12 protein-coding genes are annotated in these 13650 nt (G+C 67.8%); 7 read left to right on the top strand and 5 right to left on the bottom strand.

All coding sequences use genetic code 11. The features are described 5' to 3' along the window. Positions 1-397 precede the first annotated feature (397 nt). The 5 genes from FIU88_RS17645 to FIU88_RS17625 form a co-directional block, all read right to left on the bottom strand. Positions 398-1633: a bifunctional aminoglycoside phosphotransferase/ATP-binding protein gene (locus tag FIU88_RS17645; RefSeq protein WP_152480058.1), complete on the bottom strand. Its 1236-nt coding sequence runs from the start codon at positions 1631-1633 to the stop codon at positions 398-400. A 36-nt stretch (positions 1634-1669) separates the two neighbouring features. Beyond that, complete coding sequence (gene hemL / locus FIU88_RS17640; protein WP_152480057.1) at positions 1670-2959, bottom strand: glutamate-1-semialdehyde 2,1-aminomutase; 1290 nt, start codon at positions 2957-2959, stop codon at positions 1670-1672. Between the two features lie 197 nt (positions 2960-3156). Further along, a complete protein-coding gene (locus tag FIU88_RS17635) occupies positions 3157-4020 on the bottom strand; it encodes a hydroxymethylpyrimidine/phosphomethylpyrimidine kinase (RefSeq protein ID WP_152480056.1) in 864 nt (287 codons plus the stop codon). After that, on the bottom strand, positions 4020-4451 hold the full coding sequence (gene hemJ, locus FIU88_RS17630) for a protoporphyrinogen oxidase HemJ (protein ID WP_016854201.1): 432 nt from the start codon (positions 4449-4451) through the stop codon (positions 4020-4022). Before hemJ ends, FIU88_RS17635 begins: the two co-directional genes overlap by 1 nt. An 8-nt stretch (positions 4452-4459) precedes the next feature. Next, positions 4460-6235: a chloride channel protein gene (locus tag FIU88_RS17625; RefSeq protein ID WP_152480055.1), complete on the bottom strand. Its 1776-nt coding sequence runs from the start codon at positions 6233-6235 to the stop codon at positions 4460-4462. A gap of 128 nt (positions 6236-6363) precedes the next feature. Here FIU88_RS17625 and argC point away from each other — a divergent pair, with 128 nt between their 5' ends. From argC to rsmG, 7 genes are all read left to right on the top strand, one after another. Then, complete coding sequence (gene argC, locus FIU88_RS17620) at positions 6364-7398, top strand: N-acetyl-gamma-glutamyl-phosphate reductase (RefSeq protein WP_152480054.1); 1035 nt, start codon at positions 6364-6366, stop codon at positions 7396-7398. Positions 7399-7726: 328 nt separating this feature from the next. Further along, positions 7727-8080, top strand: coding sequence for an iron-sulfur cluster insertion protein ErpA (gene erpA, locus FIU88_RS17615; RefSeq protein WP_016854204.1), 354 nt, complete (start codon positions 7727-7729; stop codon positions 8078-8080). A 114-nt stretch (positions 8081-8194) separates the two neighbouring features. Then, entirely contained in the window at positions 8195-8953 is a 759-nt protein-coding gene (locus FIU88_RS17610; protein ID WP_152480053.1) for a transporter substrate-binding domain-containing protein, read from the top strand. A 95-nt stretch (positions 8954-9048) separates the two neighbouring features. Next, positions 9049-9720: an amino acid ABC transporter permease gene (locus tag FIU88_RS17605; protein ID WP_152480052.1), complete on the top strand. Its 672-nt coding sequence runs from the start codon at positions 9049-9051 to the stop codon at positions 9718-9720. 14 nt (positions 9721-9734) lie between these two features. Next, the gene (locus FIU88_RS17600) at positions 9735-10508 is read left to right on the top strand and encodes an amino acid ABC transporter ATP-binding protein (protein WP_152480051.1); all 774 of its coding nucleotides are present in this window, start codon (positions 9735-9737) and stop codon (positions 10506-10508) included. Between the two features lie 537 nt (positions 10509-11045). After that, a complete protein-coding gene (mnmG, locus tag FIU88_RS17595) occupies positions 11046-12941 on the top strand; it encodes a tRNA uridine-5-carboxymethylaminomethyl(34) synthesis enzyme MnmG (RefSeq protein WP_152480050.1) in 1896 nt (631 codons plus the stop codon). Continuing rightward, on the top strand, positions 12938-13591 hold the full coding sequence (gene rsmG / locus FIU88_RS17590) for a 16S rRNA (guanine(527)-N(7))-methyltransferase RsmG (RefSeq protein ID WP_152480049.1): 654 nt from the start codon (positions 12938-12940) through the stop codon (positions 13589-13591). The genes mnmG and rsmG overlap by 4 nt, the downstream gene beginning before the upstream one ends. Positions 13592-13650 lie beyond the last annotated feature (59 nt).

Genomic DNA, 13650 nt, shown 5'->3' with positions numbered 1-13650 from the left:
GCCAGTTTTCGGTAACCTTTTGATAGTTCGGCTGAAGAAACCCGTCGACGTCGGGTCGCGGGCGGGGCAGGCAGGACAGGAGCGGGATATCGCCGAGCGGAGTGTCAGGCTGATGAAACAGTGGCTTCGATCGTGGCGCGGGAATGCGTGATTAAGATCTTTAAAAACAATTATTTAACATAATGAAACATATTAGGTACAAACCTGTTTCAGTCTTGACACTTTCGTCACGCCTCAACACTTTCATTTAATTTTCAATATCTTATGTAGTAACAGCCGACGCCGAACCGCAGGGCAGGGTGCCAAGCCGATGTAACACTCGGCCACGCGTGAAAGAGAGGCTACAGGGGAGACGGCATGGAGAGACCGGCCTCGGCGGCCGGTCTCGGCGGGCACCTCAGCTCCAGTGCATATGCTCCTGGATCAGCCCGGCCAGGGTCTCGCCGGCGTTGTCCGCCGTGGTGTCCAGCCGCACGAGGTGGAAGCGTTCCTCGTCGGAGAAGGGTTCGAAGGCCGCCTGCTGATGCGACAGCACTGCCAGGCCTTCCTCGGCGGTCACCCCGTGGCGACCGGCCCGCTTGGTGATGCGACGGGTCAGGGTCGCCTGATCCGCCTCGAAGCTGACCATCAGCACCGGCAGGCCACGGCTCTCGGCCTGATGCCGCAGCCAGTCGCGCTGTGCCCGGGTCAGGCAGGTCGCGTCGATGCAGGCCGGCAGGCCGGCATCCAGCAGATGGCCGGCACACTGCGCCAGGCGCTGGTAGGTGCGCTCGGTGGCCGCCTCGCCGAAGATATCCACAGCCGCCTCGCCCTCCACGGCCTGTGGAGAAAGTCCATGCAGGCGACGGCGCTCGGCATAGGAGCTGACGCGCACGGCGCCCAGCCGCGTGACCAGGTTGCGGGTGAAGCGGCTCTTGCCGCTGCCCGACACGCCCACCCCGATCACCAGCGGGGGGAAGCGGAACTCCGCATGGCGCTCCGCCAGTTCCAGGTAGCGCCGGCAGGCGGCCATGGTCTCCGCTCGCAGGGCAGGGCGCTCGTCGTCGCCCTCGGCCGCCTCCAGCCGGCGCAGGGCCCGCCGTGCGCCGGCCAGGCACTCGAGCACCCGGAACACCGACAGCAGCCGGGCGGCCTGATAGTCGCCGCTCAGCCGCAGGTAGGCATCCAGCGCCTGGCGCGCCAGCCGGGCCTCGTCGCGTACCTCGAGCCCCACCAGCAGCGAGGCCAGATCCGCGGCGGGATCCTGCACGACCTCGGCGCCGTGGCCCTGAAGGTCGCGGTCGATGGCGTTGGCCATCACCACGCGTCCCTCGTCCAGCAGGCGGCTGTCATGCTGCTCGCAGGCCCAGCTGCGCGCGACCACATGGGCCTCTCGCGCCTCGAGCACGGGTGCCAGGCGGGCGAGGTTCTCGTCCAGCCAGCGGCTCAGGGCCCGCAGCCGCTGGCAGTCTTCGGCGGCGGCGATCAGCGACGTCAGGGCCTGCGTCTCGGCGCCCACCCGCTGGTGCACGGCCTGCTGCAGGGAATCAGCCGCCTCGATGGCGTGATCGGCATGCCAGGCGCTCAGGCTCTCGACCAGCGTCTCGAGGGTGAAATCGCGGGCCGGACTTCCGGGGGCGTGTCGCTGGTTCATCGTTCTTCTCCGTTCACGCGGTCTTGTCGGGTGCCGTCAGTCCTGGCGCATGGCGGCAAAGGCCACCTCGGCCGCGTCCAGGGTCAGCTGGATGTCCTCGGGCGCATGGGCGCTGGACATGAAGCCGGCCTCGAAGGCGGAGGGCGCCATGTAGACGCCCTGCTCGAGCATGGCGGCAAAGAAGCGGCGGAAGGCGTCGCCATCGCAGGCGGTGGCCTGGGCAAAGTTGTCGACCCGGCTCTGGCCGGTGAAGAAGATGCCGAACATGCCGCCGGCCTGCTGGGTGATCATGTCGATGCCGGCGGCATCGGCCCGCTCCTGGAGGCCGTGGCACAGGGTCTCGACGCGCTGGCTGAGGGCGTCGTGGAAGCCCGGTTCGCGCAGCTTGGTGAGCAGGGCGATGCCCGCCGCCATGGCCAGCGGATTGCCGGCCAGGGTGCCGGCCTGATAGACGGGACCCAGCGGCGAGATGTTCTCCATGATGCCGCGGCGGCCGCCGAAGGCACCCACGGGCATGCCGCCGCCGACGATCTTGCCCAGGCAGGTCAGGTCGGGCTGGACGCCGTAGTGCGCCTGGGCACCGCCCATGGCGACGCGGAAGCCGGTCATCACCTCGTCGAAGATCAGCACGCTCTCGTGACGATCGCAGACCCGGCGCAGGGTCTCGAGGAAGCCGGGCTGCGGCGGGATGCAGTTCATGTTGCCGGCCACCGGCTCGACGATGATGCAGGCCACCTGGTCGCCGATCTCCTCGAAGCACTGCTCGACCGCGTCCGGATCGTTGTACGGCAGGGTCACGGTGTGCTCGGCCAGGGCCGCCGGCACGCCCGGCGAGCTGGGCTCGCCGTGGGTCAGGGCGCCGGAGCCGGCCTTGACCAGCAGCGAGTCGGAGTGGCCGTGGTAGTTGCCCTCGAACTTCACGATCTTGTCGCGCCCGGTATAGCCGCGAGCCAGGCGGATCGCCGACATGGTGGCCTCGGTGCCGGAGTTGACCATGCGCACCATCTCGATGCTGGGGATCATCTCGCAGATCAGGTCGGCCATGGTGGTCTCGATGGCCGTGGGCGTGCCGAAGGAGAGGCCGCTGTCGAGCCGCTCGCGCACCGCGCCGAGCACTTCCGGGTCGGCATGACCGGTGATCATCGGCCCCCAGGAGCCGACGTAATCCACATAGCGCTTGCCCTCGACGTCGAACAGATAGGCGCCCTGCGCCCGCTCCATGAACACCGGCGGAAGTTCCAGGCCCTTGAAGGCGCGCACCGGCGAATTGACGCCTCCGGGGATGTGGCGGCAGGCCCGTTCGAAGAGCTGAGCGGATGTGGTCATGTCAACCTCATTTGCTGTTGAAAGTAAGCGTCGTATCGCGCCGGAGCCGCGCGGTCACGGCCTTCGGCCTGTGGATAATTCTCTGGACAAACTCTTGGCGAGCGGTGATTCCCCGGTGAACGTCGCCCATTGCCATCGAAGATGTCTCCGTCATGGCTCATTCTCGATGTTGAGACCGTGGATGACCAGCCCGGCGCCTAGGCGCCCTGCTCGAAGCGGGCCACCGGCAGCCGCCACAGGCGCCTCGGCAGCCACTGGACGGCGGCGTCATCGGCCTCGTTTTCATCCCCCGGGCGCCAGCCATGGGCCAGGGTCTGCCAGGTGTAGTCCTGGGCCTGCTCACAGGCGACCACCAGCGATTCGCCCTGGGCCAGCCGGGAGGCCAGCGCCGAGGCCAGGGTGCAGCCGGAGCCGTGGAAGGTGCCGGACAGTCGCGGCCAGCGCCACTGGCGATCCCCGTCCGGCACGTGCAGCGTGTGCACCACCTGGTCCACCGGCGCCCGCGCCTCGGGCTCGTCGGTGCCGGTGACCAGCACCGCCTGGCAGCCCAGATGCATCAGTTCGACGACCCGCTCGGTGTCGTCGCCGCAGTCGGGGCCGGCCAGGCGGGCCAGCTCGCGGCGGTTGGGGGTGAGGATATCCACAAGGGGCAGCAGCCGTCGGCGAAAGGCTTCGACCAGAGCGGGGGTGGACAACTCATGCCCGCCGCCGGCCCTGAGTACCGGGTCGACCACCACCGGCACGCCCGGGCGGCGCTTGATGATCTCCACCACCGCATCGAGGGCCGCCTCGGAGGTCAGCAGGCCGACCTTGATGGCGGCGATCTCGATGTCCTCCAGCGCGGCGGCGGCCTCGCGGATCAGCGCGGCGTCTACCGGCTGCACGGTCGCGACGTCGCGGCAGTTCTGCACCGTCAGTGCCGTGGGCACGGTCAGCGCCCAGCCGCCGCAGGCGGCCACCGCCTCGCTGTCGGCCACCAGGCCGGCGCCGCCGGTGGGATCGTGGCCGGCCAGCACCAGTACCGCCGGCAGGTGAGGGTGGGTCTGCGCCTCCCCAGCCATCAGAACGGCTTCAGCACGGCGAGCAGGACGACCAGCAGCAGGGCGACCACCGGCAGCTCGTTGAAGATCCGGAAATAGCGATGGCTGCGGGTACAGCGAGCGTCGGCGAACTGCTTCAGATAGATCAGGCACACGTGGTGATAGGCCACCAGCGCCGCCACCAGGGTCAGCTTGGCGTGCATCCAGCCCTGGGACAGCCAGCCGGGATTCAGCGCCAGCAGCCCGCCGCCGAACACCAGCACGGCGATCATCGAGGGCGTCATGATGCCCCGGTAGAGCTTGCGCTCCATGGTCTTGAAATACTCGATGGCCTGCGACTCACCGCGGTCCCGGGCCATGGCGTGATAGACGTAGAGGCGCGGCAGATAGAACAGCGCGGCGAACCAGGTCACCACGGCCACCAGGTGCAGGGCCTTGATCCAGAGGTACATGTCGACTCCTAGCCGGGGGATGCATCGCTGTAGCGATAGTAACGCTCGATGGCGTCGCGGGTGATGATACCGGAAATCCGCTTCTGCTTCGGCCGATGCCCGTGCTCCACGTAGAGCGCATCGGCGTGCTTGGTATTGAGCCGCGAGAAGGCTTCGGAGAGCGTCGCCTGCAGGTGGATCGGCGCCAGGTCGAGGCGCTGGCCGGGAATCTCCAGCAGGTCCAGGCGGCCCTCCTTGTCGATCAGCTTGTCGGTCTCGTCGTGCTCGAGCATCCAGCGCGCCAGGTCGGCCGCCTTCAGCGCCAGGGTCGGCTTGGCGTCGCTGGAGCGTTCGATCATGATCCACACGGGGTTGGCCTCGAGCAGCGTGCTGGCCTGATCGAGCGTCACCCGGCGCCGCGTGCGCACCAGCGCACGCTCCATCACCGCCGGCACCGAGACCCGGTTGAGGGCCTGCATCAGTGGCTGCTGCAGCGGATGCAGGCCGTGGCGCGTCACACTGATGAAGAAGCCGTCGCAGCCGCACAGCTGGCGCGAGGTCAGGCATGCCACCACCACCGCCAGCATGCCGGGCAGGATCAGGTTGGGATTGTGGGTCAGCTCCAGCAGCGCCATCAGCGCCGCCAGCGGCGCCTGCAGCACCGCCCCCATCATCGCGGCCATGCCCAGCATGGCGTAGACGGCCGGGCCGGCGGCGAGCTCGGGCATCAGCTGAGCGCCCAGCAGGCCGCACAGCGCGCCGGCCGCCCCGCCGGCCACCAGCACCGGGCCGATGATGCTCACCGGGATGCCGCAGGCCACGGCGAAGGCGGTGATCAGCAGCTTGCCGATGGCCACCGCCAGCAGCACGTCGAGGCTCAGCGAGCCGCCGATGGTCAGCCCCAGGGTGTCGTAGCCCATGCCCTGCACCTGGGGATACCACCAGGCCAGGACGCCGACCACGCCCCCGGCCAGGGCGAAGCGCGCGGCGAAGGGCACCCGCTTGAGGCGATCGCCGGCGCGGGCCACGCGCACGAAGCCGCCGGCCAGCAGGCCGATGCCCAGCGCGCTCAGCACGATCCAGGGCAGGTTGAGCAGCGATCCCAGGGCGATGCCGGTGCCCTCGAAGGGCAGCTCGAAGCCGAACACCGCCTGGGACACCACCGCCCCCATGGTCGAGGCCAGGATCACCGGCATGAAGCCGGTGATGGTGTATTCCATCATCACCACTTCCATGGCGAAGATCACGCCGGCGACCGGCGTGTGAAACGAGGCCGAGATGCCCGCCGCGGTGCCGCAGGCCACCAGCACGCGCAGGCTGTTGTGGGGCAGGCGCAGGCGTTGGCCGAGCCCGCTGCAGGCCGCCGCGCCCAGGTGGATGGCGGGCCCCTCGCGGCCCGCCGAGAGCCCGCCCAGCACCGAGATCAGCCCCACCCACCACTGGGTGAACCAGTTGCGTACCGGGAAGCGTCCCTGATGGTAGGTCAGCCGCTCGATCACGTGGGCGATGCCGATCTGCCGGCCGGCGGGCCGCAGCCACCACAGCCAGGCGCCGATCAGCGTTACCGCCAGCATCGGCAGCAGGGCACGGGTCAGCGGCGGCAGCGCCTCGAAGTTTTCGGGATTGTCATCCGGCAGGAAGGCCATGGCACCCAGCAACAGCGCCAGGCGAAACAGCACCATCAGGCCCCCGGTGATCAGGCCGGACACCAGCCCCAGCACGCAGAGCTGGGGCAGGGCATCCACGCTGGCCAGCTGGCGGCGGAAACGGTCGAGACTAAAGCGGGGGAGTGGCAGACGCGGCAAGGTATCCTTCCTGTTCGGCCCCGGCCCCTATTTCAACCCGGGCCCGGCGAGGCTGGGTGGGAGCCCTTTCTCTTGTGTATCATATCCTCCCACCCAGGTCCCAGCGTCCACCATTGAGGAGCCCCATCGTGATCAAGGTCGGAATCGTCGGCGGCACCGGTTATACCGGCGTCGAACTGCTCAGGTTGCTGGCTCGCCATCCGGAGGTCAGCGTCGAGGCCATCACCTCGCGCAGCGAGGCCGGACTCGGTGTCAGCGAGCTGTACCCCAACCTGCGCGGCCACTATGACGAGCTGCGCTTCAGCGAGCCCGACCCGGAGCGTCTGGCGGCCTGCGATGCGGTGTTCTTCGCCACGCCCCACGGCGTGGCCCACGCCCTGGCCGGGGAGCTGCTCGAGCGCGGCACCCGGGTCATCGACCTGTCGGCCGACTTCCGCCTGCGCGACGCCGACGAGTGGGCCGCCTGGTACGGCCAGCCCCACGGCGCGCCCGAGCTGCTCGAGGAAGCCGTCTATGGCCTGCCCGAGGTCAATCGCGAGCGTATCCGCCAGGCGCGCCTGATCGCCGTGCCCGGCTGCTACCCGACCGCCGTCCAGCTCGGCCTGCTGCCGCTGCTGGAGGCCGGCCTGATCGACGCCGGGCGCGTGATCGCCGACTGCAAGTCCGGCGTCACCGGCGCCGGCCGCGGCGCCAAGGTGCCGTCGCTGCTGGCCGAGGCCAGCGAATCGATGAAGGCCTACGGCGCCTCCGGCCACCGCCACCTGCCCGAGATTCGTCAGGGCCTGGGCGACGCCGCCAACGGCCCGGTGGGCCTGACCTTCGTGCCGCACCTGACGCCGATGATCCGCGGCATCCATGCCACCCTCTACGGGCGCCTCACCGGCGAGCCGGACGACCTGCAAGCGCTGTTCGAGCAGCGCTTCGGCGACGAGCCCTTCGTCGACGTCATGCCCGCGGGCAGCCACCCGGAGACGCGCAGCGTCAAGGGCGCCAACGTCTGCCGGATGGCCGTGCATCGCCCCGGCGACGGCGACACCGTGGTGGTGCTCTCGGTGATCGACAACCTGGTCAAGGGCGCCTCCGGTCAGGCCGTGCACAACCTCAACCTCATGTTCGGCCTCGACGAGTTCGCCGGCCTCGACGCCCCGGCGATGATGCCCTGATACCACCGCTCCCCACACTGGCGGAGCCCGGGGCCGGGCGCAGCGAGGGTCTTTTTCCAGGGGTGAGGCGGAAGGAGAAGAACATCCGCTGGATGTTCTTCCCGCCGAACGGGTTGGCCATGGATGGCCAGCACCGGTCCTGCAAGCGAAGCAGGAAGCGAGAGCGCCGCAGGAAAAAGTAGCGTACAGGGACGTATTCACAGCGCCCTCGCGGAGGCCGGTCCCCGGGATACTTCCGCCCGGACCTCCCCAATAGTTGACCCTTTTGCTAAGGGTTATGATAATCGTCGTCCTGCACGACATTCATCGATTTCCGGGGAGGTCACCCATGAGCGGTGCCGCATCCTTCGTTCCTACCCCTCTGCTGCTCTCCGACAGCGCCAAGGCCCGTCTCAAGGCCCTCGGCGAGGCGGAGGGCAAGTCCGGGCTCACGCTGAGGGTCTACGTGACCGGCGGCGGCTGCTCCGGCTTCCAGTACGGCTTCGACCTCGCCGAAGACACCGCCGACGACGACACCCTGATCGAGTTCGGCGACGTGGCGCTGGTGGTCGACCCGCTCTCTTACCAGTACCTGGTCGGCTCCACGGTCGACTACGAGGAAGGCCTGGCCGGCGCGCGCTTCCTGATCCAGAATCCCAACGCCACCACCACCTGCGGCTGTGGCGCCTCCTTCATGGTCTGATCGCGAGCGTTGACGACCAGCCCCGCCGCAACATTTACCGAGACTTGACGCTCTCACGGCAACTCGCCATGGTTGATTTGTACTCCACAACAAATCACTCCAATGGAGAAGCACATGAAGCGTCAATTCACGGTCGCCTCACTGGCGTCCTGTCTCGCCCTGGGCCTCGCCACCTCGGCCCACGCCCAGGAGACCCTGGACGTCGTCACCGATCCGAGCTTCGTGCCCTTCGAGATGATGGACCAGGAAACCGGCCAGATGGTCGGCTTCGACATGGACATCGTCGCCGAAGTCGCCGAGCGGGCCGGGTTCGAGTACAACCTGCGCACCATGGACTTCAACGGCATCATCCCCGCCGTCCAGACCGGTAACGTCGACATCGCCATCGCCGGCATCACCATCACCGACGAACGCGCCGAGATCGTCGACTTCTCCGATCCCTACTACGACAGCGGCCTGCGCCTGCTGGTCAACGCCGGCGACGACAGCATCCAGTCCATCGAGGACCTGGCAGGCAAGTCGGTCGGTACCAAGATCGGCTCCACCAGCTACGACTACCTCCAGGCAAACCTGGGCGACGACGCCGACATCACCCCCTATCCGGGCTCCAGCGACATGTACATGGCGCTGCTCGGCGGCAGCGTCGATGCGGTCTTCTACGACGCCCCCAACGTCGGCTACTTCTCCCAGACCCAGGGCGAGGGCCGGGCCAAGGTCGTCGGCCCGCTCTACGAGGGCCAGCAGTACGGCATCGTGCTGGTCAAGGGCAGCGACTGGGTCGAGCCCGTCAACGAGGCCCTGGCCTCGATGAAGGAAGACGGCACCTACGACGAGATTCACAGCAAGTGGTTCGGCAGCGCCAGCGGCGAGTAATCGTCGCCTCACGCCGGAACGGGGTCGGGTCACATGACCCGACCCCGTTGCATTTCGGCGCGTCACTCTCCCGCGTACCCTGACGGAGTTCCCACGTGGACGTCACCTTTCAATTCGACTGGCAGGCGGCCTTCGCCTCCATCCCCCATCTGCTGACGGGGATTCCCTATACGCTGCTGATCTCCTTCGCCGGCCTGGCGATCGGTTTCCTGATCGGCATCCTGTTCGGCCTGCTGCGCATCAGCCCGTCGCGCTGGCTGCGGGTACCCGCCGTGGCCTACATCGAGGTCTTCCGCGGTACCCCGGTGCTGGTGCAGGTGCTGTTCATCTTCTACGGCCTGCCACAGCTGCTCGGCGGTCCCATCAACGCCCTGGTGGCCGGCATCGCCGCCATCGCGGTCAACTCCGGGGCCTATATCTCGGAGATCGTCCGCGGCGGCGTGCAGTCCATCGAACGCGGCCAGCGCGAGGCGGGGCTGTCGCTGGGCCTGTCTCGGCAACAGACCTTCCGCTACATCATCTGGCCCCAGGCCCTGCGGCGCATGATCCCGTCGCTCGGCAACCAGGGCATCATCAGCATCAAGGACACCTCGCTGTTCTCGGTGATCGGCGTGGGCGAGCTGGTCCGCCAGGGCCAGGTCTACATCGCCACCACCTTCAACGCCCTGGAGGTCTATCTGATGGTGGCCATGCTGTACCTGGTGGTCACCCTGTCGCTCTCCGCGGCGCTGCGCCTGCTCGAGCGCAAGGGCCTGGTCGGACAATGAAGGAAGACACGCACATGAACCAACCGACGTCCCCCTCCGGCGGCGAGCGCATCGTCCGCATGGAGAAGCTCAACAAGTCCTTCGGCGACCTGCACGTGCTGAAGAACATCGACCTCGAGGTCACCCCCGGCGAGGTGGTGGTGATCATCGGTGCCAGCGGCTCCGGCAAGTCGACCCTGATCCGCTGCATCAACGGCCTGGAGGAGTTCCAGCAGGGCGAGCTGGAGGTCGATGGCAATCCCCTCAAGCCCTACGGCAAGGCCACCCAGGCGCTGCAGAAGATCCGCACCGAGGTCGGCATGGTGTTCCAGCAGTTCAACCTGTTCCCGCATCTGAGCGTGCTGGACAACGTCACCCTGGCGCCGATGAAGGTGCGTGGCATGGACCACCGTGAGGCCACCGAGACCGCCGAGCGCCTGCTCGACCGGGTCGGCATCGCCGACCAGGCCGCCAAGTATCCGACCCAGCTCTCCGGCGGCCAGCAGCAGCGCGTGGCCCTGGCCCGGGCGCTGGCCATGGAGCCGCGGCTGATGCTGTTCGACGAGCCGACCTCGGCGCTGGACCCGGAGATGATCGGCGAGGTGCTCGACGCCATGCGCGAGCTCGCCAACGAGGGCATGACCATGCTGATCGTCACCCACGAGATGGGCTTCGCCCGCGAGGTGGCCGACCGGGTGATCTTCATTCACAAGGGCGAGATCGCCGAGGAAGGCCCGCCCGAGACGATCTTCGATTCGCCTCAGGCCGAGCCCACCCGGCAGTTCCTGTCCCGGGTGCTCAAGCACTGACGAGCGCCGTTCATCCCGGCCTCAACGGCCCCTGTCGTCCTCGACAGGGGCTTTTTTTTGGCCGTTTTCGGCCTGTGGACAAGATTTTCCGCGATGGGCGGTCCAGCCTTGCCATGGCGGGGCTGGGGACAGATCGGGGTGGCTGTTCACAGCCGCGGTGACAAGCCCGGAAGAACTCCGTGGACAACCCGTGTCCGAGCCGGCTTGTGGGTAACCCGAGGGGTTACCCACAGCCCCCGAACATGCCCTCCGCAGGCGGTCCGCGCCTTGTCCTTGTTTCAGTCAACATTACAAGCTGTTGATAGATAAGCTGTAAAACCGGTTATCCACGGAAAATGTCCACACCAGTAATCACTACCACAACAGAACTTCTTCTTTATCTATATGTTTTTTTATTTAAGTCTCCGCGGACGGAAAGCGGATTGGCCTGGAGGGTGTGGAAAACCCTGACGATTACCCACAAGAGGGTTATACTGGCGGGCTGATTCGACCCCTGAACCGCAACATTCGGCGCGACGGCGCCGATCGAGGTGAACCTTGGAGTACCCCGACCGCTTCGACGTCATCGTCATCGGCGGTGGCCATGCCGGGACCGAAGCCGCCCTGGCCTCGGCTCGCATGGGCTGCCGGACCCTGCTGCTGACCCACAACATCGAGACCCTCGGCCAGATGTCCTGCAATCCCGCCATCGGCGGGATCGGCAAGAGCCATCTGGTCAAGGAGATCGATGCGCTGGGCGGCGCCATGGGACTCGCCACCGACATGGGCGGCATCCAGTTCCGGGTACTCAATTCCCGCAAGGGTCCCGCCGTTCGCGCCACCCGCGCCCAGGCCGATCGTGTGCGCTACAAGGCGGCGATCCGCGGCATGCTGGAAAACCAGGCCAACCTGACGATCTTCCAGCAGGCCGCCGGCGACCTGATCGTCGACGGCGACACCGTGCGCGGTGTGGTCACCGAGACCGGCGTGCGCTTCATGGGCGAGACCGTGGTGCTGTGCACGGGCACCTTCCTCGGCGGGGTTATCCACATCGGGCTGGACAACAGCCGCGGTGGCCGGGCCGGCGATCCGCCCTCCAACGCCCTGGCCAAGCGCCTGCGCGCGCTGCCGTTCCGCGTCGATCGCCTGAAGACCGGCACCCCGCCGCGCATCGATGCCAAGAGCGTGGACTTCTCGATGCTCGAGGAGCAGCCGGGCGATACCCCGACGCCGGTGATGTCCTATCTCGGCAGCCGCGAGATGCACCCGCGCCAGATCAGCTGCCATATCGCCCAGACCAACGAGCGCAGCCACGAGATCATCCGCGCCAACCTCGATCGTTCGCCGATGTTCTCCGGCAGCATCGAGAGCGTCGGGCCGCGCTACTGCCCGTCCATCGAGGACAAGGTGCATCGCTTCGCCGACAAGGCGAGCCACCAGATCTTCATCGAGCCGGAAGGCCTGGATACCCACGAGCTGTATCCCAACGGCATCTCGACCTCGCTGCCGTTCGACGTCCAGCTGCAGGTCGTGCGCTCGATGAAGGGCCTGGAAAACGCCCACATCACCCGTCCGGGCTACGCCATCGAGTACGATTTCTTCGATCCGCGAGACCTCAAGCACTCGCTGGAGACGAAATTTATCCACAACCTGTTCTTCGCCGGGCAGATCAACGGCACCACCGGCTACGAGGAGGCCGGCGCCCAGGGGCTGCTGGCCGGCCTCAACGCGGCCCGTCGAGCCAGCGGGCTCGAGGCCTGGTGGCCGCGGCGCGACGAGGCCTACCTCGGCGTGCTGGTCGACGACCTGATCACCCTGGGCACCAAGGAGCCCTACCGGATGTTCACCTCGCGGGCGGAATATCGCCTGCTGCTGCGCGAGGACAACGCCGACCTGCGACTCACCGAGGCCGGCCGTGGCCTGGGCCTGATCGATGACCGCCGCTGGGCCGCCTTCAGCGCCAAGCGCGAGGGCATCGAGGCCGAGAGCGCGCGCCTCAAGGCCAGCTGGGTGCAGCCCGGCACCGAGGCCGCCGGTCGCGTGGCCGAGAAGACCGGCCAGCCCCTGGCCCGCGAATACAACCTGCTGGACCTGCTCAAGCGTCCGGAGCTCGGCTACGGCGACGTGGCGGGCCTGGTCGGCGAGCCGGTCGAGGACGATCGCGTCGCCGAACAGGTGCAGATCCAGGCCAAGTACCAGGGCTACATCGATCGTCAGCAGGACGAGATCGACAAGCTAAAGCGACACGAGGCCACCCGGCTGCCCGACGACTTCGACTACGAGCAGGTCGAGGGGCTGTCCAACGAGATCCGCCAGAAGCTCATCGAGACGCGCCCCGAGACCCTGGCCCAGGCCGGTCGTATCTCCGGCGTGACCCCGGCGGCGGTCTCGATCCTGCTGATCCACCTCAAGAAGCGACGCCTGCTGGACGACACCCGAGTGGCCAACGGATGACCCCGAACGATACGATCCTGAACGACCGCCTCGAGCGCGGCCTGGCCGAGCTCGGCCTCGACGTGGCGGCGGATCGCCGCGAGCGGCTGGTGGCCCTGGTGGGCCTGTTGCACAAGTGGAATCGCGCCTATAACCTCACCGCGGTACGCGATCCCGAGGAGATGGTCGCTCGGCACGTGCTCGACAGCGCCGCCGTGCTGCCCTTCGTGACCGGTCCGAGCCTGCTCGATGTAGGCGCCGGCCCGGGCCTGCCGGGGCTGGTGCTGGCGATTCTCGCGCCCGAGCTCGACGTCACGCTGCTCGACAGCAACGGCAAGAAGGTGCGCTTCCAGCGTCAGGCGGTGATGGAGCTGGGCCTTGCGCGGGTCACGCCCGTGCAGGCCCGGGTGGAGGCCTTCGAGGCCCCCGCCGGCGGCTTCGATCAGGTCATCTCGCGGGCCTTCGCCAGCCTCGAGGACTTCCTCGCCCTCAGCCGGGAGCTGCCGGGGGAGGGCGGTCAGTGGCTGGCGATGAAGGGGCCCGCCGTGGAGGACGAGCTCGCCGGCCTGCCGGAAGGGATCGCGGCGGTGGCCCGCCATACGCTGAGGGTGCCCTTCTCGGTCGGCGATCGCCGCCTGGTGATCCTCGAGCGCGCCCCCGGCGAGCGCTGAGCCGCCCCCGGGGAGCCCGCCGGGCGCCGCCGTGAACCCTGTCTCCCAACGCAAGGATG

The organism is Halomonas sp. THAF12 (genome assembly GCF_009363675.1).
Classification (GTDB): Bacteria; Pseudomonadota; Gammaproteobacteria; order Pseudomonadales; family Halomonadaceae; genus Halomonas; species Halomonas smyrnensis.
This window is presented reverse-complemented; position numbering and strand designations above follow the sequence as displayed.